This window comes from Chryseobacterium sp. IHB B 17019 (assembly GCF_001456155.1).
Classification (GTDB): Bacteria; Bacteroidota; Bacteroidia; order Flavobacteriales; family Weeksellaceae; genus Chryseobacterium.
Window position 1 is genome coordinate 2,573,632 of the sequence record NZ_CP013293.1, and the last position, 25,310, is coordinate 2,598,941.

The 25,310-nt window shown below is 35.9% G+C and carries 18 protein-coding genes; 7 read left to right on the forward strand and 11 right to left on the reverse strand.

The window, feature by feature from the left end; genetic code table 11:
- Positions 1 to 5 precede the first annotated feature (5 nt).
- Genes ATE47_RS11930 through ATE47_RS11940 form a run of 3 tightly spaced genes read right to left on the reverse strand, consistent with a single transcriptional unit; the run spans position 6 to position 8,243 of the window.
- Positions 6 to 3,818, reverse strand: a complete 3,813-nt coding sequence (locus tag ATE47_RS11930; RefSeq protein WP_082632581.1) for a DUF6443 domain-containing protein — start codon at positions 3,816 to 3,818, stop codon at positions 6 to 8.
- 5 nt (positions 3,819 to 3,823) lie between these two features.
- Positions 3,824 to 6,640: an RHS repeat protein gene (locus ATE47_RS11935; protein WP_062162181.1), complete on the reverse strand. Its 2,817-nt coding sequence runs from the start codon at positions 6,638 to 6,640 to the stop codon at positions 3,824 to 3,826.
- Between the two features lie 10 nt (positions 6,641 to 6,650).
- Positions 6,651 to 8,243 (reverse strand): T9SS type A sorting domain-containing protein, encoded by a 1,593-nt coding sequence (locus ATE47_RS11940; RefSeq protein ID WP_062162182.1) that lies wholly within the window; start codon positions 8,241 to 8,243, stop codon positions 6,651 to 6,653.
- 448 nt (positions 8,244 to 8,691) lie between these two features.
- On the opposite strand from ATE47_RS11940, the gene ATE47_RS19535 reads away from it, so the two are divergent.
- A complete protein-coding gene (locus tag ATE47_RS19535) occupies positions 8,692 to 8,844 on the forward strand; it encodes a helix-turn-helix domain-containing protein (RefSeq protein WP_442857067.1) in 153 nt (50 codons plus the stop codon).
- 90 nt (positions 8,845 to 8,934) lie between these two features.
- Here ATE47_RS19535 and ATE47_RS11945 read toward each other — a convergent pair whose 3' ends face one another.
- Together ATE47_RS11945 and ATE47_RS11950 are read right to left on the reverse strand one after the other, a co-directional pair.
- Positions 8,935 to 9,126 carry a cold-shock protein gene (locus ATE47_RS11945; protein WP_062162183.1) on the reverse strand — a complete coding sequence of 64 codons (192 nt, stop codon included), beginning with the start codon at positions 9,124 to 9,126 and terminating at the stop codon, positions 8,935 to 8,937.
- A gap of 362 nt (positions 9,127 to 9,488) precedes the next feature.
- Positions 9,489 to 9,866: a hypothetical protein gene (locus ATE47_RS11950; RefSeq protein WP_062162184.1), complete on the reverse strand. Its 378-nt coding sequence runs from the start codon at positions 9,864 to 9,866 to the stop codon at positions 9,489 to 9,491.
- A 961-nt stretch (positions 9,867 to 10,827) separates the two neighbouring features.
- Between ATE47_RS11950 and ATE47_RS11955 the strand changes: the two genes are divergently transcribed.
- Positions 10,828 to 12,513: a tetratricopeptide repeat protein gene (locus tag ATE47_RS11955; protein WP_062162185.1), complete on the forward strand. Its 1,686-nt coding sequence runs from the start codon at positions 10,828 to 10,830 to the stop codon at positions 12,511 to 12,513.
- Positions 12,514 to 12,763: 250 nt separating this feature from the next.
- Entirely contained in the window at positions 12,764 to 15,454 is a 2,691-nt protein-coding gene (locus ATE47_RS11960; protein ID WP_082632584.1) for a tail fiber domain-containing protein, read from the forward strand.
- A gap of 96 nt (positions 15,455 to 15,550) precedes the next feature.
- Here ATE47_RS11960 and ATE47_RS11965 read toward each other — a convergent pair whose 3' ends face one another.
- Together ATE47_RS11965 and katG are read right to left on the reverse strand one after the other, a co-directional pair.
- Positions 15,551 to 16,147 (reverse strand): hypothetical protein, encoded by a 597-nt coding sequence (locus tag ATE47_RS11965; RefSeq protein ID WP_062162187.1) that lies wholly within the window; start codon positions 16,145 to 16,147, stop codon positions 15,551 to 15,553.
- Between the two features lie 140 nt (positions 16,148 to 16,287).
- Positions 16,288 to 18,567 (reverse strand): catalase/peroxidase HPI, encoded by a 2,280-nt coding sequence (gene katG, locus ATE47_RS11970; protein WP_062162188.1) that lies wholly within the window; start codon positions 18,565 to 18,567, stop codon positions 16,288 to 16,290.
- 337 nt (positions 18,568 to 18,904) lie between these two features.
- On the opposite strand from katG, the gene ATE47_RS11975 reads away from it, so the two are divergent.
- A complete protein-coding gene (locus ATE47_RS11975) occupies positions 18,905 to 19,366 on the forward strand; it encodes a heme-binding domain-containing protein (protein WP_062162189.1) in 462 nt (153 codons plus the stop codon).
- Positions 19,367 to 19,376: 10 nt separating this feature from the next.
- Positions 19,377 to 19,790: a thiol-disulfide oxidoreductase DCC family protein gene (locus tag ATE47_RS11980; protein WP_062162190.1), complete on the forward strand. Its 414-nt coding sequence runs from the start codon at positions 19,377 to 19,379 to the stop codon at positions 19,788 to 19,790.
- Positions 19,791 to 19,925: 135 nt separating this feature from the next.
- On the opposite strand, the gene ATE47_RS11985 is transcribed toward ATE47_RS11980, so the two are convergent.
- A complete protein-coding gene (locus tag ATE47_RS11985; RefSeq protein WP_062162191.1) occupies positions 19,926 to 21,356 on the reverse strand; it encodes an alpha-amylase in 1,431 nt (476 codons plus the stop codon).
- A gap of 190 nt (positions 21,357 to 21,546) precedes the next feature.
- On the opposite strand from ATE47_RS11985, the gene ATE47_RS11990 reads away from it, so the two are divergent.
- Entirely contained in the window at positions 21,547 to 22,209 is a 663-nt protein-coding gene (locus tag ATE47_RS11990; RefSeq protein ID WP_062162192.1) for a DUF4290 domain-containing protein, read from the forward strand.
- Positions 22,210 to 23,517 carry a UDP-N-acetylglucosamine 1-carboxyvinyltransferase gene (murA, locus tag ATE47_RS11995; RefSeq protein WP_062162193.1) on the forward strand — a complete coding sequence of 436 codons (1,308 nt, stop codon included), beginning with the start codon at positions 22,210 to 22,212 and terminating at the stop codon, positions 23,515 to 23,517.
- A 105-nt stretch (positions 23,518 to 23,622) separates the two neighbouring features.
- Here the strand turns inward: murA and ATE47_RS12000 are convergent, their stop codons facing one another.
- The 3 genes from ATE47_RS12000 to ATE47_RS12010 form a co-directional block, all read right to left on the reverse strand.
- Entirely contained in the window at positions 23,623 to 23,937 is a 315-nt protein-coding gene (locus ATE47_RS12000; RefSeq protein WP_062163542.1) for a hypothetical protein, read from the reverse strand.
- 208 nt (positions 23,938 to 24,145) lie between these two features.
- Positions 24,146 to 24,802 (reverse strand): YiiX/YebB-like N1pC/P60 family cysteine hydrolase, encoded by a 657-nt coding sequence (locus ATE47_RS12005; protein ID WP_082632586.1) that lies wholly within the window; start codon positions 24,800 to 24,802, stop codon positions 24,146 to 24,148.
- Entirely contained in the window at positions 24,780 to 25,235 is a 456-nt protein-coding gene (locus ATE47_RS12010) for a DUF1801 domain-containing protein (protein ID WP_062162194.1), read from the reverse strand. The genes ATE47_RS12005 and ATE47_RS12010 overlap by 23 nt, the downstream gene beginning before the upstream one ends.
- Between the last annotated feature and the right edge of the window lie 75 nt (positions 25,236 to 25,310).

Sequence of the window (25,310 nt, forward strand, 5' to 3'; positions counted from 1 at the left end):
TATTTTTATTTCATGAATTGTGTTCCATTCCAAAAAACCTGACTTCCATTTTGTATAAATGTTGTTTTTTGTAGTAGTGAAGGATTATTAAGTATATGGTTAAATTCAAAATTTGTCATCCCTGGTTTTGGATATAATGGATTAAAATTTGTTACTTCAAACCTTATTCCTGCTGCATTTTCAGCAGCTTCTTTAAATGAAGATTTAAAGTGATACTTATCAATAACGGCTTTTCCCCAATCTACAGAAGTTAATCCTTCTTTTTGCCATTTTGCTTCTTTCCAGATTATTGCCCCCGTTCCTCTATGTAAAACTAAATCAGCATCCAGTCCTAAGCCAATTATTTTTCCTTCAGCTTTAGCTAGACTTGGTTTCTTAAAAGCTACAGCACCAATAATTCCCACAGCCATTGCAAGATATTGGTTTTTAGGCTCCCAATTGCTCATTACCTGAGCCCCAACATCAAAAGCACCTACGGGATCACCCATTCCCCCTATCATTTTTACAGGACCATCATTTTTTGCCCATAAAGTTGAATTGCTAGAATTCCACCTTCCTACATAAGAATTAACTTGATCTTGTACCTGCATTCCCCAGAAAAAGCTATTACCACTTATTGTTACTTCAGGAATAAGAATATCTAATGCTGTGTTAAGGCTCGTATAGCTTCCATCATAAGCTAGCCCTATATTTTCGGAGCTGGTGAAACCATTTCCTGTATTGTACCAATCACCACCTAAACTGTACATCTGAGCAATAAGTGCCTGAGCAGATGTTCCGCTTCCTCCGCCATCACTTGGATTTACCCCAAGATAGTTACTTGCATAATGAGGTTTAACCGATGAATTAAGGAAACCGTAAGTCTGACCCGAAGTATCTATAATATTTCCATCCTGATCAAACCACCTTCCGTCTACATCCGAGTAAGAGACAGGATTATTCGCAACATACGCATACGTACTTGTTGAAAGATAATTTTCAGCTAACTGGTCGATACCGTTCCATCTTGCAATATCCGGCATATAGTCTCTCCAGCCATAGCTGTACATGCCTGTTTCCTGTAATTCCTTACCGTTGTACTTGTTGTTTTTATAGCTTCCCTGCCCAAAATAAGCATTTCCGGTTTTAAAATGATTCATCCCAAATGGATAGTAATCATTAGAATCTGTAATCTCAAGAGCCCCTGTGCTGTTTCTTGTATAAGAAACCCTTACATTTCCCAGCTGGTCTTTATAGCTGTAAATATACTGATCTTTCTGGTAATCATAAAACCCTTCTGCTGTCGGGAAAAATTTCAGATCAGGAGTTTTTAAAGTTGCTGTAAAACCTCCTCCGATAGGCTGGATAGTTGGGTCTTGCACTGTTATCGGGGTAAAAGCCTGTGGTTCCATTGCTCTTTTGGAAAACATTTCAAAGCCCCCACCCGGAGGCGTCAGAGTACCTGAATAAAAATACTGGAATCCGTCAAGATAATCTGTAACACCAATTGCTGTTGTGCTTCCGTTAATTCCTGTTGTAACGGTAGTATTTTCTTTTCTTAATTTTGTACCGTCTGCCCTGTATTTGGTATTAATAGTAACATCTTCATATCCAAACTTATTTACATTAAGGGAATTAGGAAGATTCAGATAATTGTATTGTATAGAATTGATTCCCTTATCCGGTATTGTAAGCATATTACCGTTCTGGTCATAGGTGATCGTATTTCCACCACCTTCATAGCCCGCAAAGTTTTGTGATGCGTCATTAATATTTGTTGCCTGATTTCCAGTGTAGGTATAGTTCAGATTATCAATCACCGTAGCAGTATTGCTTCCGTATTCTGCTACCGAAGTTCTGTACAGGTTAGTAATATTCCCGTTGAGGTCGTATGATAATGATTCCGTACTTTCTTTGCTGTAAGGGTTATTAGGATTCTGGTAATAGCCTGCCGTCAACCTGTTTAGCGAATCATAGGCATATCCATATCTTTTTGGGGTAGAAGAAGGATTAACGCCAATAGTTTCTATAGCTCTCCAATCCACTTCCGCAATGCTTCCGTTATATTTTGGGGTAACATTCTTTCCTGCAAATTGTGCGGGATCCGGATTATCAATTCCGTTTTTTTGGTTGTATTTGATCCCATAAGAAAATAACTTTCCACCTAGATCAGCAAGGGCCATCTGGTCTTTGTTGACATCGGTCAGCCACCCACGAATATTGTACGTATAATCAATGCTTTGAAGGTTGTTCCCGACTTTTTTATTGATGACCTGGGAAAGCTCATTATAAGTGCTTTCTGATAACAATTGTTCTGGTTTATCATCTACCTGATGATAATGCTGCAACAGCCTGTTCTTACTGTCATATACGTAACGTTGCTTAATCGTTACTCCCGATTCGCCAGATTTTCTTACATGAAATACATTGCTTTTTTGAGGAGCTCCTATGAAATCAAGGTCAGACTCTGTTTTGGTATAGCCTCCCAAATGGTTGATGGAATAGGTACCGATTACTCTTCCCTTTAGATCGTAGTATACGTAGTTTTTCGTCCAGTTATCGTCTTCGATGTTTTTTACCAAACTCAATACGGGTAATCCCTTCGTGCTTGCCGCATTGACTGTAGAATTATCGGAAAGTATACTTTTCCCCATAATAGCAGACGGTACGGCCGGATTAAAGCTATAGCTAGGATAGGTATCATAATAGTTTAATGATAATAAAGTTACCCATTTACTTGAATTAGGATAAGTACTATCCGGTGTATCATAATAAACATCTATTCCCTGTCTGTTAAAAAATACTGTAGGTATTCTATTGACATTATTTGGGCTTATACCATTAATTTCTGTTTGCTCTGTATTTCTATCAGATCCCGTGCTGATTCCTGTAATGGCCACTCTCCCGAACTGGTCATATTTGGTGTATGTCCATTGCCCTTTCTTTTTTAGTTCTGCATCCTGAGCACCAACCAATCTGTTTTGTCTGTCATACAACATATATTCCCAGCCTTTTCCCGGGATTTTCTTTTCCACCAGGCGGTTCCAACCATCGTACCGGTATTGGTAACAAAGATTGTCCAAAAGAGAAGTTGAGAGTGTCGGTGAGCTTGCAGCCAATGGAGGAATAGTGTATACCAGCTGATCATATTCATTATACACATAATAAGTATCTACATTTTGGGAACCATCTTTTTTTCTTGTTAAAACAGTTTGCCCCTTTTTGTTTTTGAATTGGACAGTCACAATACCGTCTTCATCCGTTACGCTAGATTTGTACAAAGTGTTTGCAACATAAGCTCCCGAAAGGCTCAAAACACTGTTTGTCCTTCCTTCAACCCAGCTCGTTGCAACTGTATATTTTTTTACATTATCTGCCGTGGTATTTGCTGCATACGAAAACTGTACGGGATGGGAAGCCCAGTCGTTACCGATTTGTTTTTGCTCTTGAGGCCTTCCTAAAGGAGAAGACTCCAACACTTTTTCGGCATAGATTTTTTCAGCGCCATACTGGGAAGAAGCGCTGGCTAGCGGATCCACATATAAAGCTCCGTTTTGTGTCCCTGATTGTGGAACGGGAAGGTAGCTTTTTACCTGCCTGCCATAGGCATCATATTCCATTGGCACAGCAATATCCTTTCCGCTGGGGGTTGCTTTTACCGCTATACTTTGTTGTAATCTTCCAAGCCCGTCAAAATATTGTACGGATTCTGTTTTTTTAGTACAATCTTCCGTCAGGCAGTTTTTTTCGTAGATATAATTTTCTGTTGAGCTGAGGTTTGTTTGTGCGTAGGTAAAACTAACCAATAACAGATTGAGTAGTAATATTATTTTCTTCATTGTGCTTAGTTTTTGTAATTGTATTGATATTCTTTCAGTGTTACTCCATTCATATCTACTATCTTTTGTAACCTGTTATTAGCATCATACTTGTAAATTGTTCTGATTCCGTCAGGCGGAGTTGTAGTTGTAACACCTATAAGGGGATCATAAGTATAGGTTGTAATCTGAGTATTTTGCAATGCAGCCGTTTTCCTGAAATTATCTAATGTACCAAGCAGTAAGCCTTCCTTGGAGGGATCCTGGGCATCCGCATTGGAAGCATCAATAATGGTTTGAATATAAGGTGATACCTGGGCATAGGTTGCACCTTCTATCTTAGCGATAGGGCTGGTTTTATCATAACCGTATATTATGGTTGTTGGTATTCCCACCGGAGAAGTTATCTGAATCGCATTCCCTTTATCATCATACAGGTCGATAGTACTTGTCCTGGTATCATTTGCAATATTTGTTACCATTACTGAAGTTGGCAGGGTCGAGTTTGCATTATCAAATTTAGTCTCAGTTTTTGATACAAGGGCTCCACCTGTTTTATTTTCAACCCTGACAGGGGTATTTAATATATAAGATGATGCCAATTTGGGATAGCCTGATTCGGGATAGTAATAATACTTCTCTATACTACCGTCGTCCAGTACTTTTTTTGTAGATGCCACTTGAAAATTGAAAACATTAAAATTGGTTTCCGATTGTTCTTCCACACTTTGATTATTATCATAATACGATGTGGAACTAACAGCTGTTTTTTTAAGCCACGCTAGTTTAGAAGTATAGACATCACCACCCCAAAGTAAATGTTCCTGTATTCCAGGGATTTCTTCAAAAGTATAATTGGTTTGTTCTGATACCAGCAGTTTATTTTGTGAATTATATACTTCTTTCTTATTCAGTATCCCTCCACTGGAAAAGGCATAGTAAGGCCAGTAATTTCCAACTTTAGGATAATCATCCGGATTCTTGTAATAATATTTTACATAGCCATTACCATCATCGGCCCCGGTTACCTTAACATTTTTATATAATGTATAACTATCCGCATTGGTATCAATTTCCGGAAAAAATTGAAAGCCAGAAGAAGAATTGCTGTCTGAAAAATTATCATATTCAAATTTTGTAATTTTTGCAGGAGCTGATCCTACACTGTTATAATATTTAATATTGGCAATCCTGATTCCCTTTCCGGTAGCCTTGTTTGAAAAAGGTTGCGCAATGTGTTCTATTCCAAAGAAGTTAGCGATACCTTTCCCTCCGGAGCCCATTATCGTCAAGGTATAACTTCCGGGAGGCAAATCATATTCCCTTACATTACCGTACTGAGAATTCCCGCAGACATTTCCTGAAATAGTCTCTCCACCACTTTTAATCATATAATCTACAAAAGCGGGGGTATTGGTGTCCCATATGGGCGGAACGGGAAATAATTCATCAACTCCGAAAACGAGATATATTTTTTTAGTTTGTGTACCGGAAATTGTAAATAAATAATTGGTACCCTGATTGGTATTGTAACCCAGCTCCTTGAATGATGCCAGATACTGCACTTCCGGATCTGTAAAACTGCTTCCGTTTAAAATGGAACTGACGTAGCTAGGTTCACTGCGATCTTTATAATATTGATTGGCTTCAAAATTATATTCCACGACTCCTTTGGTAGGGGTGATCACTTTTCTTAAAATTCCGTGAGCCTGCTTCGGTATTGTAGGAATGTCTGACTGGTTGCAAAAAGTATCAGGGCTTATGCCAGGAGGCTGAGAGGCGATTGAACTTCCATACTCAAATTCCGTTGTTTCAGAAACAACGGAATTTTTATCCAATTTTTTAAGTTTTGTCAGGATTCTTTTATTTTGGTTGTCAAAAGGATTTCCCGAAGGAGAATAATTATACCCGTAAAAAATATACTCAAAAGCATATCCGGAAATGGTGTGATTGTAGTTATCTTTTAAAGTAATTTTTTGAATTTGATACGGATCATTCATCGTATTTTCCATGGAGGTATCATACGAATAATCAAATTCGATCTTTCCGAAACCCGGGGAGGTAATGGTTTTTAGTTTACTGGTTTCATAGGCTATTATACTGGAATTGTTCTTATATTTTACATCTTTCTGATAAATAAAATTAGCTAATTCTACATTATTGGCGTCTTTGATTTGGGTTAAAAAGAATGCCGATTTGTATATTTTACCTCCCAATACACCTACATTCCGTTCCTGATTGCTTCTGCTGTAATCATTAAAATAATATTTAATTCCCCTTGTATCGCTTATTGTAAACGAATTGAGGATAAGGGTTGCGGTATTACTGGTACGGGTATATTCAATCTTAATTTTATTTGAAGAAAGATTAATCAACTCAAAAGTATTGGTGGAAGGGTTTCTCTTAAATTTAAATTTTCCGGAACCTCCCGGAAAGCTGTAATAATAAATATCATCAAAATCGTTTTTATAATAATTGCCGTTGCTTGTATCATCATACATTTCGTCAATATCATTCTCTATGCTTCTTGAAATCACTCCTCCTGCAAAAACTGACCATCCTGTACCAGATTGACTGGCGGGTTCGTTTTGTGAAACATTCATGGGATTGTAGGATAATCCCACATTTAAGCTCACTCCACTGTTATACGATGGCAACCCCAGTAAAGGGAATGAAATATCCGGAAGCCCTGTAGCACTGGATACAGGAGTATTGGCGTAAGTTGTAAGAGAGGAAACAGATGGCACCGGTTTAGGAAAGTCTCCGAAATTTAAATCACTTTGAGCATGAGCAGTTAGGAAAAGAATTCCCATTCCCAAGCTCAATATTTTAGTTATTTTCATTTGCATTTTTTTATTTTTTAATCAATTTAGCGTTAGCTGTTTTATTGGTATCCGTTTTAATGGTAATCAGATAAGCTCCCTGGATTAAAGGCTGGGTATTGATCTTGGTTACCTTGTTTTTGGTTTTCAAACTTTGCAACTGTCTTCCGGACATATCATACAACAAAATATCTGCTTCCTTAAAATCAAAACCTATTTCTACATAAGCATAGTCCGATACAGGATTTGGATAAATCTTAATATCCTGCTTTTCGATCAGCTGATCAATTTGCTTATCTCCCAGCTTTACAATCTTCCAGTTTTCTTTTCCAAGCTCTTCTGCACTGGTTCCTGCCAGAATAATGGAACCATCTCTGTTTAATTTAATATCAGATAACCTTTCCTCTTTTTTTCTGGATTCTCCCTTCACATGCTTTCTCCACTGCTCATTTCCATTCTGGTCTACATAAAGCATCCAAAACGTTTCGTCTTCATTCTCTATTCTTCCTTCTGCCTGGGTGTAACCGCCAAGCAATATCCCTGTGGTAATATCTTGATTCCTGGTTCTTGTATCCTGGCTCTTTGTAATAACACTCATTCCCATCAAAACATCCCTGTTCTTGAAATTATAAGATTTCTGCCAGATTTCTTCCCCTTTTTCATTAAGTGAAATAAGCCAAAGGTCTGTTCCTTCTTCAATTCCCACGGTTTTATTTCCTGATCTCTCCGATCTCGATTCTCCTCCGATTAAAAAGCCTGTTGATGTTAAAGCGAGTGTTCGCAAATGATCGTCACTTTTTCCTCCAAAGTTCCTTTCCCATTCTACCTTTCCGTCTTTGTTAAGTTTAATGATCCAGTAATCTCCTTCACCGAAGTTTTCTGTTTGTTTTGAGGTTGCAGATGAAAGGTTGTTGGTTGCAGCTTTTCCACTGCGTGAATACACTCCCAATAAAGCTCCACCATCTTTGGTAGGAATCATTTTCTCTACTTCATCGAGCCCTTTTCCACCTAATATAATTTGAGAGGCTATGCCTCCGTTTTTATCCAGTCTTACAATCAAAACATCTTTGGAGCCGTAACCTTTTGCTGAGTTTTGAATATTACCCGCAACAAAAAATCCAAAATCCGTGGTTTGAATTACAGCTCTTGCTTCTTCATCTGCTTGAGTACCGATTGTTTTCTGCCACAATTCATCACCGAATTCATTGAGTCTAATCAGCCAAATATCTGAACCGCCTTTGGATTCTTCTTTTTTGTCTAAAGATTTTCCACTATAAGACGTTCCGGAGAGAAGGAAGCCTCCTTCCTGAGTATTCACCGTTGCAGATAAAAAATCATGGTTTTGTCCTGAAAAATATTTTTCCCAGACTTCTTCTCCCTGCTGGTTTAATTTGACCAAATGATAGTCGTAGCCATTATTCTGCTTACTGCCTGAAGCTTGAAGTTTATTGCTCTGAATAGAGCTTCCTGTAATTAAATACTGCTGATCAATGGTTGTGGTTACCTGGCTTAGAAAATCCTGGGTCGAGGATTTGATGTCTTTCTGCCAAAGGACTTTTGTTTCCTGGGCAGAAATACCCAGAAATGCACCTAAGAACAGTGCCAATGTGTAATTTTTTTTCATACCTGTTTATTAATGCGCGAATTTAATACTATTTTTTAAATCCTAATATGGAGAAAACTCATATTATGAATTGTGATTGTAAGAAGATGCTTATTAGCCCGAATACACTGTTTCATACTATATTATTTTTTTGTTAAAAATGTTTTCTTTATTAAATAATTACACTGACCTGCGGTAGCAAATTTATAGACGTAGGACGACAAACCATGTCGTATTATATTACTGATGCTTTTTTATTGCTGCTGGTTGGAAACAAAAATAAAAAGCTTTAGAATAAATACATTATGGGGTTCCATAAACTATTTATTTTTTTACAAATATTTAAATATAGTAATATAAGGTTACAAAAAATGCAGTATTTTATATTTCACTTCATATAAGTTAAGAATTTGGAAGAAAATACAATCATGAATTAAAGGCAAGAATCCCGGTTGATGTAGGCAACCAGGTGAAAAAGTTTCGCGAGAAAAAGAAGCTTTCGCAAACCGAATTGGCGGTAATGATTGGGAAAGACAGACAATATCTTTATAAAATCAAAAAAGGAAAAGGAAAATCAAATATTTTTACTATTGCGCTCATCCTTTTTTATAAAAACACTTAGGCTACAGTAGAATGCTAATAAAAAAGCAGATAACATAAATGCTATCTGCTGCTTTTCTAAATTGAAGAAAGATTTAATCTTTTTTCAAAATTATGCTACGCGTACGTTAACTGCGTTAACGCCTTTTTTTCCGTTTTCTAAGTCGAATGTTACGACATCGTTTTCACGAATCTCATTAATTAAACCTGAGGTATGTACGAAAACATCCTGACCACCGTTTGATGGTGTAATAAAACCAAATCCTTTAGCATCGTTAAAGAATTTTACTGTTCCTTGTTGCATTGTAATGTATTATAAAATTATTGTAATATTATTTGGCTTACGCCATTACTGTATGGATTTACCAAACAATAATAAATCTTTTTAAGCTCAAAATTGATATTAGTATTCTTAAGGCCTTAAAAAAAACTATACCTATAATGATTTCAAAAATTTAGCGGCTGAAAAAGCGAAGACTGAGAGGAAAGAGTGAACTCAAAAATTTCAGAAAAAGCATCGGCAGGAGCCTGATTATTTTACAAATATACACATAATTTAATGAAAAACAATTATTTATTTATTTTTCATTAATAAGTACAGTTAATTGATGATTTGAACGCAGCATATACTCTAATAAAAGCTCACCAATAATTAATAATAAAAAGTTACTTTGAACTTAAATAGGAATATTTTGATTTTGGCTTATAATAAAAGAGCACCATGTTGTAATCTTTTTTTAGAAAAGTTATTTCGCCTTTTACGTTAGAATATTCATATTCGTCATCAAAAGTTGTGTAGCTCGATAATCCGGAATCTCTTTCCAGTTCGTATGTTTTACCATCCAGATGTACAATTGCCGTATTTTTGGAGTTATTAATAGCCACCTCCATCTCTTCCCCGAGCTCATTGGAAAATACTTCCTTTACAATATTGTCGGCTTTTACAGATTTTCCAGCCGTAGTATTATTTTCTTTTTCCGGATGTTTACATGCTGTTACTGAAAGGGCAAGAAACCCTGAAATAGTTGATAAAAAAAGTTTCATAATACGTCATTTTTAAGTTGATCATAGGTATTGGTTCAGAATATTTCGAATACAACAGCTCATCCAATCGGTTCAGTTGGAGCTGTTTTCAGATCAGTATTCATGCAGCAGTGTAGATAAAATCAGCCGATAAAATAGGTTGGGAAACTGACGGTTAATATCACAGACTGTCTACATTAATTTTTGGCTCATCACTTTGAATTATTCCTATCCGATAATAATTTCAAGGAATGATTGAAATGGGAACAGGTAATTTTCATAAAATAATTTTTCTTTTTTGTGTCTAGAATCGTTTTGCTTACATGTCAAAAATAAATGTTTTTTAAGTCTATAAGTCACTCATGGAAGATCACTAATAAAAAAAACATGAAATCATCATAAGAAATAATAAGTCCCGGCTTAAACAGGGCCATTAAAACGAACAAGAATTATTCTTTTACTAATGCTTTTTACAAAAAATTTTGTTTAAAACAGGTTAAAAACAGTAAATAAAATCACCTAAAAGTGAATCAAAAGAAACTCCATTAGTTTTTTTCACTTTATTGAATTTTAATATGTTTATTAAAAAAATTCAATTGAAAAAATCAATATTATAGTCGCTGAAGAATCTGTATTCCTTATAAAAACATCTTTTATTTTTGGAAGAAAATTCATAAAAAAATTAATATTTTCATGAATTTATAAATAAAAAATATTAGCAATAAGTCAATAAAAGCCTGTTAATCAATATCATGCAAATATTTAAACATTAGTAATTTGCATTAGTAACATTTACTCTATGAATTTTTTTCGGTAAAGGGAATATTATCTCACATATTAGTGGTAATTTTATTAAGATATTTTTGCTCATTGAATAAACGATTCAAATTTTACATAGTAATTATTAATTGATAAAAGAAATTACAATATATCTACTATTATTAGTATTAATTTTTCAAACAACAAAACACAAATTAACTACATGAAAAATTTTATACTTTTTTTATTTCTCTTTTTTCTGACAAATTCGTGCTTTCCAACTGTGGAAAAGCCTGATGATTATTTTTGTGCCATCAATAAAGAGGTCTCTGCTGTAGTGGATGAGCCTGAGGAAGTTAAAAAAATTTATACCCGCGAGCTTCAGAAATACAAAAAATACCGAACCAAAAAATATCTCATAAGCAGTAAGTATGTTGAGCTTTCCCTCCGCAAAAAAGACAAGCATATATTAGTATATGAACTTCTAAAACTGAATAATGATAAATATGATTACGTTTCAATTGCATGTAATTATAACCTGGCGTTACAGTTTGAATTTTCATCACCGGAACTGGCTTTACAATTTCTGAACAAAGCTATTCAGCTGGATGAAAGATCAGGCGAAAAATATTTCCTGCCACATCTATATCATCAAAAAGGGAGATGGTACTACAATAAGAAAAATTATAGAAAAGCACTTTTCTATTTTAATGAATGCTTAAAGAATTTAAATAGGAAAGAAACACTCTACGTCGCTTCAATGCACAATAATTTTGGGTTATGCTTTGATAAAATGAATAATACCAAACTAGCAATTGAGAAGACACGAAAGGCAATTAATATATTGGAAAATAAGCCTTCCAAAACTAAAGAAGAAAGACTTTTTCTGTATTTTATCAAAGGAAATCTGGGTGGGTATTTTTTTAAGCTAAAAGATTATAGTTCAGCAGAAAAGCTGTTATCCCAAGAGCTTAAATTTTACATTACTGAGAATTATTCAAGTGAAATGATTAATCCTTCAAAACAATTATTTGAGCTTTATACAATCACAAATGACAAAGAACATTTGAAAAAGCTGATCAATTTTTTAAAGGAAGCCGAATCTCGTTCAAAAACAACGGACAGAATTGAAATAAATAAGATATTTCAGAAATATTATGCCGGCATCAATAATCTGGAAAATTTAAAAATTTATTCCGAAAGACTCAGTCAACTGAACGATGAAAATACGAGCAAAACAACACATGAATTAAGCGAAACATCAGACCGTCTGAATAATTTTATCATTAAAAATATAAACCAGCAATATGCTTATCAAAAAAGAAAAAATATATTATTAACATCTGTTATCTTCTTGGCAATCATAACTTTTGCATTTTTTATTCTGAATATCAAGAACCGAAATAAAAGGAAACACGACAGCCTCGAAAGGCAAAAAATGATTTTAGAAAACAATAAAAAAATGCTGGAAAAAGATATTAAACTTCAAAATGAAAAAATTAAAAGCCTTTATCACAGTCTCAACCTGAAAATCGAAACCGAAAAAGCTTTCCTCAACAGCCTTAAAAACATAAAAAAACAAAACAACTTCCAAACCGAAGAGGTGTTGAAAGATCTTCTCCTCAAAGTAAATAATCTGATTCAGGTAGACAAGAGAAATTATGACTTAATAAGTGAATGTACATTACAAAACGAATATTTCGTCAATCAATTATCCGAAAAGGTTCCGAACCTGACGAATCTGGAACTTAAGCTCTGTATGTACTTCAGATTAAACCTTTCTTCAAAAGAAATTTCTTCATTTGAAAATACGACTCCAAATACCATTAGAGTGTATAAAACAAAAATCAAAACCAAAATTGGATTAGACAGGGAAACAAGCCTGGATACTTATTTGAAAACCATTTAATGTAATGTTAGGTATCTAAAAACATTAATTACAAAATCAATAAGTTATTGATTTATAACAAATTAATCAAATTTAATTTTAATTTTTTATTAGTAAATATTTTTAAATAAAATAAGCGTTTTGAATTAAATTATTTTTGTATTACGTTAAAAAAAGCAAAAACTAATACTATAATTTAGTTCACCTAAAATGATGTATCCAAATAAAAATGCTATTTAGATAACACCAAATAACACCAAATAATTAAATCATGAAAAAATTTTTTTTACTCTTATTAATGAGCAATTTTGCTATGGCTCAAGTAGGGATAAATACGCCCAATCCACAAGGTATATTCCATATTGACGGAGCCAAAGACAATCCAGTTACAGGCATTCCTAATGGTGCACAGGAATCTAATGACCTTACAGTACTTAGTTCAGGCTATGTCGGGATAGGGACTATACTGCCCAAACAGCAGCTGCATATTATCGAGCCCAATATAGTAAGTGCTATTACCAACAGCTTTATTTCAGGAATTGCAATTACAGGAAGTGGTAGCGCTGCTGGCGGAGCAACAGGACCCGGTTTTTACCTTGAAAATGTTAATGCTCCCGTTGGCAGTAGACTTTTGAAAATTAATTATTCTATGAACAGTACTGAGCCTATTTTAAACTTTCAAAGAGTCACAGATAATGCCGGTGCTGATGCTGGAGGTGCTGCAATGGTTCTTGCACGTTCCGGAAAATTAGGAATAAATAATATATATAATGCAGCAAATAACCTTACTGTAAACGGTAATGCATCAGTAGGTAATGCTTATGTAGGAATAGTTGCACCAACAAATGGGGCAATCATACAGGGGAGAGTGGGAATTGGTACATCAGTTCCTGCATCATCCCTTGACATTACTGCAATAAATCCCACCGGAACAACAACCAATGTGGAAGGTTTGCTGATTCCTCGAATAGATCGTCAACGGGCTCAATCCATGACTGCTGTCCCCAATTCCACATTGGTATACATCAATGATATTTCCACCGGCACTGCTGCAGGCACTGCCATTGATGTTACCTCAACGGGGTATTATTATTTTGATGGGACAAAATGGACAGCCATTCTTTCATCTGCCAATAACAGTAATAGTAACTGGCAGCTTGCCGGAAACTTGGGAACAAATCAGACCACCAATTTTATTGGTACTTTAGATAATCAAAATCTTACTTTTAAAAGAAACAATATACAGTCAGGATTTCTAGGCGCTATAAATACCGCGTTCGGTCTTTCTTCGTTGCCACCTACATCTGCTGCAATTGGCAGCACTGCTTTTGGTATCAATGCTTTAGGCAATACTACGGGAGGCGTAAGCGGATCAGCTTTTGGGCACCAAGCTCTTTCTGCCAATATTTCAGGTAGCAGTAATTCTGCATTTGGAGCACAAGCTCTCGTTGCTAATATTACAGGAGCAAGCAACACAGCGGTTGGTACAGTAGCCCTTGCTAATATGGTTTCCGGAGGTAGTAATACCGCGGTGGGACACTTTTCTTTAAATAATGCTACCGGTAATTTTAACACAGCACTTGGATATGCATCGTTAATAGGATTAACCACTGGGCTTAGTAATATTGGTATTGGACAAAATGCAGGAAATGAAGGAACAGGTGGCGTGTCACTTACATCAGGAGATGGAAATATAATAATAGGAAGACAGGCTTCTTTACAAAATGGCAACAACCAGCTAAATATCGGAAGTGTCCTTTTTGGAACCGGTATCAATGGAACTCTCGCAGCCCGTACCGGTAATATCGGTATTAAAACACCTAACCCGCAACGGACATTTCATGTGGACGGCGCGGCAGACAATCCGATTACAGGAATTCCTACTGAGATTCAGCAAGGAAATGACGTCGTAATATCTAACACGGGTAATCTTAGCATCGGTACAAATAACATAGCTACAGCAAGACTCCATGTAGTTTCAGAAAACAATGATGTCTTGAATGAGTATCATTTTGATGATTATGGAGGAACAACCAATAAATACAATGCATTCCGTATCCATAAGGCACGTGGTACAGTAGCAGCACCGGCAAATCTTCAAAACGGAGATCATATTGGAGCTATTGAGTTTACACCTTATTTCAATAACACTGCCTCTCCTTATAACAATGGAACAGGTTTGTATGCTGCTTATGAAGGTAATGGAACCAATAATCTTACTTCTCTTCGTTTTTTTACCAGCGGTAATATGCCGACAACAGGAGAAAGAATGAGAATAGACCAGAATGGAAATGTAGGGATAAATACAGCATCACCCACTACTACTCTGGAAGTGGTAACTTCCAACGTTAATACTGGGAGCCTGGGAATAAGATTTGCAGGAAATAACCCAACTCCGGCCGTGGGTCAAAATATTTTAGTTGGATTTAATCCTAATACAATAGCAGGAGGGTATGCTCATTGGGCAATAGGCTCACAATTTTTTGATGGCACCGCGCTTGGAGATGCTGACTTTATTTTCAAATCATCAAATGGTGGGACTTATGTAGATCGTATGATTATCAAAAATGGTGGAAATGTGGGAATGGGTACAAATACTCCAACACAGAAACTTCACGTTATAGGAAATATTCTGGCATCCGGAACTATCACTCCTTCAGATATAAGAATAAAAAAAGATATTACAGACAATACTTATGGCTTAAAAGAAGTTTTAAATCTGAGAACTATTAACTATAAATATAAAGATGAAGAATTGAGTAAAGACAAAAAAATAGGATTTATAGCTCAGGAAATAAAAGCTGCAATGCCCGAACTTGTTACTACTGCGGATGATAATATGAAAACACTTGGAGTAAATTATGCTGAAATGACCGTGATACTTACAAAAGCAATACAGGAACAGCAAATACAGATCAATACCCTTAAAAAGGAAATTGAAGAATTAAAGAAAAATAAATAACTCAACTGCAACAGCTTTCATAACTAATCTATTTTTTTGATTACTAATAAACCATCCTTTTTTGAGGATGGTTTTAGTATTTGAAATTCAGTTAAATTAATATCTCGAAATCACAGCCCAAGCAGAACCAGTACTCTGTACCACAACTCCTCTTCCAAGATCATTATTATTCAGACCGTAATTAGAAAAATTACCGCCATTCATTCTGAAAGTACCTGATATTGTCACATTTCCGTTGGTATCGTTGATCAGATTATAGATTTTTCCCATATTTGAAATATTTGCGGCCGGAAGAGCAATATTTCCTCCGACAAGAACCGTATAATCATTTCCGGCAACAGATCCTGAGGCTAAAGTCCTGATTTTCTGATCGGCAGAAACAACAACTTTTATCCATCGGCTCCCATTAAAATAATAATATCCAGGTGTCGTTACTTCCAGCGTTTGCCCTGCCGGTGCAGAATCCGCTGCTGTTACAAATACCAAAGCACCGGTTTGAGACGCAGTATAGGTTTTCGTTCTTAGCTGATCCCCTGAAATTCGCGGGCCAATGATACCATCAAATTTGCTGGTATCTGAAGGATTTCCAACTACATCTAAAGTAGCATTCGGGCTGTTTGTATTAAAGCCAACCTGGGCAAAAGCGAAAGAACCGACCAATAGAAATAAGGAAGGGAATAATTTTTTTGTCATGTTTGATTTGTTTTTGCTGACAAAAATATATTTTATTTAAATTAACCCTAGTTTTAAGGGTTAAAAATTGAAAAAACCACATAAAAAAGACAGTATCTCTACTGTCTCATTAATATATTTCGTTAAAAGTATTAAATATGTTAAATTAAATCAAATCTATCAGCATTCATCACTTTCACCCAAGCACTTACAAAATCCTTTACGAATTTTTCCTGTGCGTCAGAACTTGCATACACCTCAGCAATTGCTCTCAACTCAGAATTTGAACCAAAAACAAGATCTGCACGGGTTGCAGTCCATTTTTTCTCACCGGTTTTGCGATCGGTTCCTTCATACAGCTCGTTATCCTGAGAAGCCGCCTTCCATTGTGTATTCATGTCTAAAAGATTTACAAAAAAATCGTTAGTAAGAATACCCGGTTTTTGAGTAAAAATACCGTGTGCAGAACCGTCAAAATTGGTGTTTAGCGCTCTCATTCCACCGATTAATACCGTGAGCTCCGGAGCAGACAGATTCAAAAGCTGAGCTTTATCTATTAATAGTGCTTCAGTAGAAACAGAAAGTTTTTTCTTTAAATAATTTCTAAATCCATCTGCCGCAGGCTCAAGATAACCCATTGATTCAACATCGGTTTGTTCCTGAGAAGCATCCATTCTTCCAGGTACAAAAGGAACAATTAAGGTATGGCCCGCATCTTTTGCTGCTTTTTCAATAGCTGCACTTCCGGCTAGCACGATTAAATCAGCTAATGAAACTTTTTTACCACCTGTTTGATTTTCATTAAACTCTTTCTGAATATTTTCTAAAGCGCTTAAAACTTTTTGAAGCTGAGCAGGATTATTTACCTCCCAATATCTTTGCGGAGCCAGGCGTATTCTTGCCCCGTTTGCGCCACCTCTTTTATCGCTTCCTCTAAATGTAGAAGCTGATGCCCAAGCTGTCGAAACCAATTCAGAAATATTTAAACCTGAACTTAAAATTTTTGATTTTAAAGCTTCTACATCAGAATTATTGATCAAAACATGATCAACTTCCGGAATCGGATCTTGCCAGATCAATTCTTCCTGAGGAACTTCCGGACCCAAATAACGGGCTTTCGGACCCATGTCTCTGTGTGTTAATTTAAACCATGCTCTTGCAAATGCATCTGCAAACGCATCCGGATTTTCATGAAATTTTCTGGAGATTTTTTCGTACACCGGATCAAATCTTAATGAAAGATCTGTGGTAAGCATTGTTGGCCTGTGTTTTTTATTCGGATCAAAGGCATCAGGAATAGTCTCTGCCCCATTTTTTGCAACCCATTGATGTGCGCCAGCCGGGCTCTTTGTTAGTTCCCATTCGTTTTCGAAAAGATTTTTAAAGAAAGAATTACTCCACTGCGTCGGCGTTTCTGTCCATGTTACCTCCAATCCACTGGAAATCGTATCGCCCCCTCTACCTGATTTATAGGAGCTATTCCAACCTATGCCCTGTGATTCAATACTTTCACCTTCGGGTTCTCTGCCAACATGATCAGCCGGACCTGCGCCGTGAGTTTTACCAAAAGTATGTCCACCGGCGATCAAAGCAACGGTTTCTTCATCATCCATCGCCATTCTCCCGAACGTATCGCGAATATCTTTGGCTGCTGCAATTGGGTCCGGATTTCCGTCGGGTCCTTCAGGGTTTACATAAATCAGCCCCATTTGTACGGCGGCCAAAGGTCTTTCTAAATCCCTGGAATGGATATTTCCGTCTGCATCGTCATCACTTGGAAGAACACCGTGGTTTTCAATCACTCCCGGAGATCCGTGAGAATAACGCAAATCTCCGCCCAACCAGGTCTTTTCCGAGCCCCAATAAACATCCATATCCGGTTCCCAAACATCTTCACGGCCACCCGCAAAACCAAATGTTTTGAAGCCCATTGATTCTAAAGCAATGTTTCCGGTAAGAATTAATAAATCTGCCCAGGAGATTTTGTTCCCGTATTTTTGTTTGATCGGCCATAATAACCTTCTGGCTTTATCAAGGTTCACATTATCCGGCCAGCTGTTCAAAGGTGCAAAACGTTGTTGCCCTGCTCCCGCTCCTCCTCTACCATCACCGACGCGGTAAGTTCCGGCACTATGCCACGCCATACGGATAAATAACGGCCCATAATGTCCAAAATCTGCGGGCCACCAATCCTGAGAATCAGTCATTAAAGCATGAAGATCTTTTTTTACAGCTTCAAGGTCGAGGCTTTTGAAGGCTTCGGCATAATTGAAGTCCTTATCCATAGGGTTTGATAGCGCAGAATGCTGACGAAGAATATCTACCCGCAACTGATCTGGCCACCAATCTAAATTTTTAGTCCCACCGCCTGCGACGCTCTGTTTTTTCATTGTTCCGTTGTGAAAAGGGCATTTACTGATGTCATTTAAATCTTTTTCCATTTAGTTCAAATTTTATGTTATTACAGTTAATTTTTTTCTTTAAAAAGCAATTCAAACTTACAATAGTTTTTGCAATAAATACAATCTATTGAAAAAATTTTTACGATAGTTAAAAACAATAACATATCACAAATCATTGATTATCTGACAATACAGGAATAAAAATTATAATATTTCAAAGATGTCAGTAAAATTTACATTTAGATTAATTAAAATAAAATGACAAAAGAGCGTATTTAGAATAATTCAAGTTATTGTTAATACCACATAAAATCCAAGTTTTTATTTATCAAAATTTTACTTAACTTTATCTATTCAGAAAACATGAAAGTTTAGCATGAAAAAAATACTAACCGTTTTACTGGTAGCATTTATCATCATCCAGTTTTTCCCGATAGACAAAACAAATCCTGCTCCTACACCGGGAATGGATTTTTTAAAAATAAAAAACACGCCTCCTGAAGTCGCAAAAATCATCAACAGCTCTTGTTACGACTGCCATTCTAACGAAACCAAATATCCGTGGTATTCTAATTTTGCCCCGGCTTCCTGGTTTTTGAAAAATCATATCAATGAAGGAAGGAAACATCTGAACTTTTCTACTTTTGCTATGTATGATCCTAAAATACAGGCACAAAAATTGCAGGAATGTATTGAAATGCTTGAGAAAAAAGAAATGCCGCTGGAATCTTATTTCATAGGACATCAGGAAGCAAAACTGACTGATAAACAAAGAAAAATCTTAATTGATTATTTTAAAAGAGAGAAAAAAGAAACAGAGAGAAAAATGGCCCTTTAACATCAACATTATGGAGGAACAATGGCAAAATAAGTATGTTGTATTTTTCGACGGAGATTGTGGAGTCTGCAATTTCTGGGTACAATGGATTTTGGAGAGGGATAAAAAAGATCAATTCTTGTTTGCTTCTCTTCAGTCTGATTTCGGGCAAAATTTTTTATCCGAAAGAGGCTTGGATACAAAAGTTTTTAACACAATGTATCTTTGGAAGCCCAATCAGTATTATTTGCAAAAATCAAAAGCAGTTTTACAGATTGCTAATTTACTTGGCGGAATTTATAAGCTTTCGTGGCTTGGAAAAATCGTTCCGGCCTTTTTGAGTGACAAACTTTATGATATTATTTCAAGAAACCGGATGAAACTGGCAAACCAGAAATGTTATTTGCCGACACCGCATCAAAGAGCTAAATTTATTCAGGTTTGATTTTTAAACACAAATTCACTAATTTTTTACACGAATATCACAAATTTAAGATTCTCAATAAAACAAATTTTAAGGATCTGAGATTGAAAATTACAAATAAAAGGCTACTTCAAAATTTGAAATAGCCTTTATTTTTTACTGATTCAAAGACCAGACAGAATAAGAATTCGGCGGACACTGGATTTTCACCCATTTGTCACCCTGCGTTGTTGGATACCAGCTTGAGTGCCCTGTAAAATCTTTTATCTGCTGATTGCTCCAATTTGTTTCAACCCATCTTTCCTGCCAGGTTGAAGAATTATTGATGTAAACCACCAATCCGGGATTTCCGTTGTATCCGTTTCTTCTTGCAACATATTCGTCATTATCGGTGTATAAAATTGAGGTTGTACCTGTTGCTTTGTTATTATGAATCCAAATTAGATTATTTAATCTTTCTTTGCTTAGCCACTCTTCATAATCCCTGTAGAAAATTGTCGGATAGCCTTCGTGGGTGAGAATATATGCATAAGCCAACATTTTATTGTAAATAATATCAGTGTCGTGGTTGGCTACAAAAGTTACCGCTTTGAAAGGATTTCTTTTCCACATCATGTCGTCATTTAAGACATTTAAATTTCCATTATCAAAAGCTTCATCCATTTTATAATACGCTGCAAAATCAAAGACAGAACTATTTGCGTTATTTGCCCACCATTCCAGTGTATTTACATTTGAATCCCACAATTCTCCCACAGAAAATCCGCCGACGTTTGCGTTCCAGGTATTAACTACCCAAGGCCCGAAACCTTTTACATAATCAAACCTCCATCCATCAAATTTCATCACATTTTTATAATATTTTCCTACAGAATCATCTCTTCCCCACAACCAGTCCTGAACATTCGGGTTGGCATGACAAAGATCCGGAAAGCCTCCAAAAGCCCCCTCATCATTATTTCCGTAAGCATTTTTATAAAAATCATTATAACTTCTCGGGAATTTTCCTGAAGCTACTCCTGTAAAATTAGTCCAGGTGTTTGTTCCCGTGTAAGGATTTGCTTCGGACTGCCCACCACTATTATGATTAATGACAATATCTGCATAAACCTGCATATTTTCAGCATGAGCTTTTGTAATTAATGCTTCCAGCTCTGTTTTTGATCCAAACCGGGTTTCAATGGTTCCATTTTGATTATAATTTCCGAAATCATAATAATCTGTAGGATCATACCCCATTGAATATGGTCCATTCTGAGCTTTTGAAGCAGGCGGCAACCAAACAGCTCCGATTCCTGCATTAGACCAATCGGTAATTTTTCCTTTTACAGTATTCCACCAGTTTCCACCATCTGGAACATCCCAATAAAAACCCTGCATGAGAACGCTCCCACCCGGTCCGGCAACAAATTTTGCATTGACCGGAGTTCCTGTGCTGAAAGGGCGGCCGTCATGATTGGTGACATTCACCGTTTTGTTATGAATTTCCTGTTGCTTTTGATTTTCAACAGCCATTTCATCAATATTCTGACAAGAATTGATAAATCCTAAGGCCATCAATGAAAGTAAGAAGTGTGTTTTTTTCATATCGAAAGTATTAATTATTAAACCATTAACTAAATTACAATTTTATTAAAATAAATTCTAACCGCAGTGAAATAATTTTCATATTTAATAATAAACATAATAAAAACTTTATTTTTAATTTTCATTAAAAAATCATAAACTTTTAAGATTTTCGGTACAATTTTTCCATTAATCCATATATTTGCAGACTATGGAATATAATACCCAAAAAACTCAGCTTCATTTGCCGGAATACGGCAGAATTATACAACAGTTGGTTGAACGTTGCAAAGAGCTTCCTACAAAAGAAGAAAGAAGCGAAATGGCAATGGCAATTATTGATTTTATGGGTCAAAGAAACCCACAGCTCCGAGACGAAGAAAATTATAAGCATAAACTTTGGGATCATCTTTTTATTCTGGCAGAGTATGATCTGGATGTAGATTCACCGTATCCGTTCCCGACAAGAGAACAGCTGGCCGAAAAACCTAAAAGGATGGAATACCCAAAATTACAGGGTGATTTTAAATTTTACGGGAAAAGTATTCTTCAATTAATAGAAAAAGCCATCGAGCTTGAACCGGGTGATGAAAAAGAAGCCCTGATCGAGGTGATTGCCAACAATATGAAGAAGTCTTACAATGTATATAATAAGGAACACGTAACGGATGATGTGATTTTCCGTCACCTGAAGGAGCTTTCAGAAAACAGACTGGATCTTACAGGAATTGAAACTTTGGAAAAAAGTAAAATTTACTATACGAACAGCAGCAACAGGAATAATAATAACAACAACAGAAATAACAACAAAAACCAGTCTAACAACAAAAAAAGACATAACAACAACAATAATAATCATAAAAACAGAAAGTAAATGAGTGGGACATTTCAAATAAGAGGAGGAAAAAGATTGCATGGTGAAATCACTCCACAAGGAGCAAAAAATGAAGCTCTTCAAATCCTTTGTGCCGTTTTGTTAACTGATGAAGAAGTTAGAATTAAAAATATTCCGGATATCCACGATGTCAACAGACTGATTGAGATTTTAGGAGATTTTGGGGTAAAAGTGACTAAAAATGGACAGGGAGATTACACATTCAAATCTGATAAAGTTAATTTTGATTATATAAAGTCCAGCGAATTTAAAAAAGACGGAGCTAAATTAAGAGGCTCAATTATGTTGATGGGTCCAATGCTGGCAAGATACGGCGAAGCTTATATGCCAACTCCGGGTGGTGACAAAATCGGGAGAAGAAGATTAGACACCCATTTTCAGGGATTGGTTGAGCTCGGCGCGGAATTTAATTATGATGAAGAAGAATATTTCTATTCATTAAAAGCCAAAGAACTTAAAGGAAAATTTATCCTTCTGGAAGAAGCTTCCGTAACGGGAACTGCAAATATTGTGATGGCGGCGACCCTGGCGAAAGGAAAAACAAGAATTTACAATGCTGCGTGTGAACCTTACCTTCAACAGCTTTGTAAAATGCTGAACAGAATGGGAGCCAATATTTCAGGAATCGGGTCAAATTTACTGACCATCGAAGGAGTTGATTACCTTCGCGGTACCGAACACACTATGCTTCCGGATATGGTAGAAATCGGGTCCTGGATTGGTCTTGCAGCCATGACAAAATCTGAAATTACCATTAAAAATGTAAACTGGAACCAACTAGGCGTTATTCCCAATACATTCAGAAAATTAGGAATCCAGCTTGAGCAAAGTAATGACGATATTTTTATTCCTGCTCAGGAAAATTATAGAATTCAGAAATTTATTGACGGTTCGATCCTGACGATTTCTGATGCACCATGGCCGGGATTCACTCCGGATTTACTATCCATTATTTTAGTAGTAGCAACTCAGGCGAAAGGAAGTCTTTTGGTACACCAGAAAATGTTTGAATCAAGACTATTTTTCGTTGATAAACTGATTGATATGGGTGCTCAAATCATCCTTTGCGATCCACACAGAGCAACAGTAATCGGGTTGAATCAGGAAGCTCCATTAAGAGGAACAACCATGGTTTCTCCGGATATCAGAGCTGGGAATGCTCTTCTTATCGCTGCTCTTTCTGCAGAAGGAAAATCGATCATCCACAATATCGAGCAAATTGACAGAGGATATGAAAATATCGACGGCAGACTGAAAGCTATCGGAGCTGATATTGAGAGAATTTAAGTTAGAAATTAGAGGTTAGAAGTTAGTTTTAGCCTTGGGTTTTATAAATATTAAAAGCGTTCAGAAATCTGAACGCTTTTTTGTAATTAAAACTATATGAATCTCTTATGAATATTTTCTGCAGACATATTCTACAGTGGTATTCAAAAGTTTATTATTATTCAGATAAAATTCCAGTTGCTCGTAATCTTCTGAATTTACATTAATATACAGCTGAACAGTACCAAAACTGTTTCCTTTCGTATCATACTCCACATTAGCCGACAACACCCTGTGACAGATCCCGAATTTATTGTAAATAGTATTCATCAAATGTTCAAACTTCATTTTACCATTCAATTCTATTTCCACGATAAATTCTTTTTTCGGCAGGCTTATTTTGTTTTGTAAAACCTGCAGGTTCGGATTTGGTGTAATCATAACTAATTGCTTTGGGTTAGACATCAGATTCTCTGCTCTAGTGCGTTAAATCTTTAGCAAAAATATAAAAAATTATTAGTCTACAAAATTAGTAGGGTATTAATTTTTAATTTTAACATTTAAATTTAAGATTCGGCTAAAACCATTTGAATTTCATTCATAAAAAAACGGGCTAAAGCCCGCTCCTATTGTAGATATTATTCTTAAATTATTTTAATTCCCTAACTCTTTCCAATTTATCAGAAGCGGCCAAACCATTGGGATTACAGCCGGGTTCACCTTCAGGAACTTTCAGGTTTTTCTTTTTGTAAAACTCTTCCCAGAAATCATTAGTTTTTCCTGTTTTCGGATCAATGAAAGTCATGGGTTCAAGCTTGAAAACAGCATCTTTTCTAAAAGCTCTTTCTATAAAATCTGAACAGTAATATGAATTTTCATCTAAGATATAGTTAAAATTATAAGGTTTCCCCACCATTGACTCTGCCCTTTCCAATGCAGCAGGAATTGCATTTTGATATTGCTTTTTTAAACGATAAACGATTACTTTTTGTCCGTCATCTGCCTGATCTTTCAGAAATTCTTTTAAAATTTGCTTTTGAGAACCCCCTTTGGGAGCTGCATGAAGTACAAACACCTCATTTTTAGTTTTCTCCAAAATCCCGATATGATCGAAGGATGCATTTTCCTGTTTTTGAGTTACATTATTAATGGCTCCCGAAAGGCCGGTTGCTTTGGCCGTCACAAAAAGCAGATCTCCGTTTTTTAAATCTGAAACCGCATTGTTTTTACAATTTAAAAGTACATTTAAGAGAAAAACAGCTGCATATAATTTCAGGATAAATTTATTTTTTAAAATTTGATTCATAACATTTTATCCAATCCTGCACAGTCATTTTTTTGCTCACTTCAGCCAATAATTCCAGAGGAATATCATCCATTTTTTTGAAGCGGACACAAGATTTTCCCATGTCTAATTTCCTTTTGCTGTGTTTCGGAAATTCTTCTACAAACCAGTTCAGCAGTTCCGGATTGGCATACATTCCCATATGGTAAAATGCGATAAAATTCTTTTGAGAAGCCAATCCCATAAATGGAAGCGGCAAACCCGGTGTGCAGTGATATCCTGCAGGATAAGTTTCCAAAGGAACTCCCCAACCTACCATTCCGTAGCTGATATTTTCTCGAAAGCCTTCCGGTAAATTATCATTAATTGTATCAAATATCTTTCTGAAAATCTCCTGTCTTTCCTCAGGAATTTTCGAGATATAATCTTCTATAGAAACAGCTTGAATCTGCATATTCGTTTAGTTTAAATAATTCTTCAAATTAACAAAATTTAAATGAAATTAAATTTAAACAAAATAAAAAAACAG

Coding starts and splice junctions, on each gene's coding strand:
- ATE47_RS11975 (WP_062162189.1), top strand. CDS start 18,905: ATGAAAAAAATACTAACCGTTTTACTGGTAGCATTTATCATCATCCAG.
- ATE47_RS12010 (WP_062162194.1), bottom strand. CDS start 25,235: ATGCAGATTCAAGCTGTTTCTATAGAAGATTATATCTCGAAAATTCCT.
- ATE47_RS12000 (WP_062163542.1), bottom strand. CDS start 23,937: ATGATTACACCAAATCCGAACCTGCAGGTTTTACAAAACAAAATAAGC.
- ATE47_RS11935 (WP_062162181.1), bottom strand. CDS start 6,640: ATGAAAATAACTAAAATATTGAGCTTGGGAATGGGAATTCTTTTCCTA.
- ATE47_RS11950 (WP_062162184.1), bottom strand. CDS start 9,866: ATGAAACTTTTTTTATCAACTATTTCAGGGTTTCTTGCCCTTTCAGTA.
- ATE47_RS11930 (WP_082632581.1), bottom strand. CDS start 3,818: ATGAAGAAAATAATATTACTACTCAATCTGTTATTGGTTAGTTTTACC.
- ATE47_RS12005 (WP_082632586.1), bottom strand. CDS start 24,802: ATGAATCAAATTTTAAAAAATAAATTTATCCTGAAATTATATGCAGCT.
- ATE47_RS11960 (WP_082632584.1), top strand. CDS start 12,764: ATGAAAAAATTTTTTTTACTCTTATTAATGAGCAATTTTGCTATGGCT.
- ATE47_RS11940 (WP_062162182.1), bottom strand. CDS start 8,243: ATGAAAAAAAATTACACATTGGCACTGTTCTTAGGTGCATTTCTGGGT.
- murA (WP_062162193.1), top strand. CDS start 22,210: ATGAGTGGGACATTTCAAATAAGAGGAGGAAAAAGATTGCATGGTGAA.
- ATE47_RS11955 (WP_062162185.1), top strand. CDS start 10,828: ATGAAAAATTTTATACTTTTTTTATTTCTCTTTTTTCTGACAAATTCG.
- katG (WP_062162188.1), bottom strand. CDS start 18,567: ATGGAAAAAGATTTAAATGACATCAGTAAATGCCCTTTTCACAACGGA.
- ATE47_RS11990 (WP_062162192.1), top strand. CDS start 21,547: ATGGAATATAATACCCAAAAAACTCAGCTTCATTTGCCGGAATACGGC.
- ATE47_RS11945 (WP_062162183.1), bottom strand. CDS start 9,126: ATGCAACAAGGAACAGTAAAATTCTTTAACGATGCTAAAGGATTTGGT.
- ATE47_RS11980 (WP_062162190.1), top strand. CDS start 19,377: ATGGAGGAACAATGGCAAAATAAGTATGTTGTATTTTTCGACGGAGAT.
- ATE47_RS11985 (WP_062162191.1), bottom strand. CDS start 21,356: ATGAAAAAAACACACTTCTTACTTTCATTGATGGCCTTAGGATTTATC.
- ATE47_RS11965 (WP_062162187.1), bottom strand. CDS start 16,147: ATGACAAAAAAATTATTCCCTTCCTTATTTCTATTGGTCGGTTCTTTC.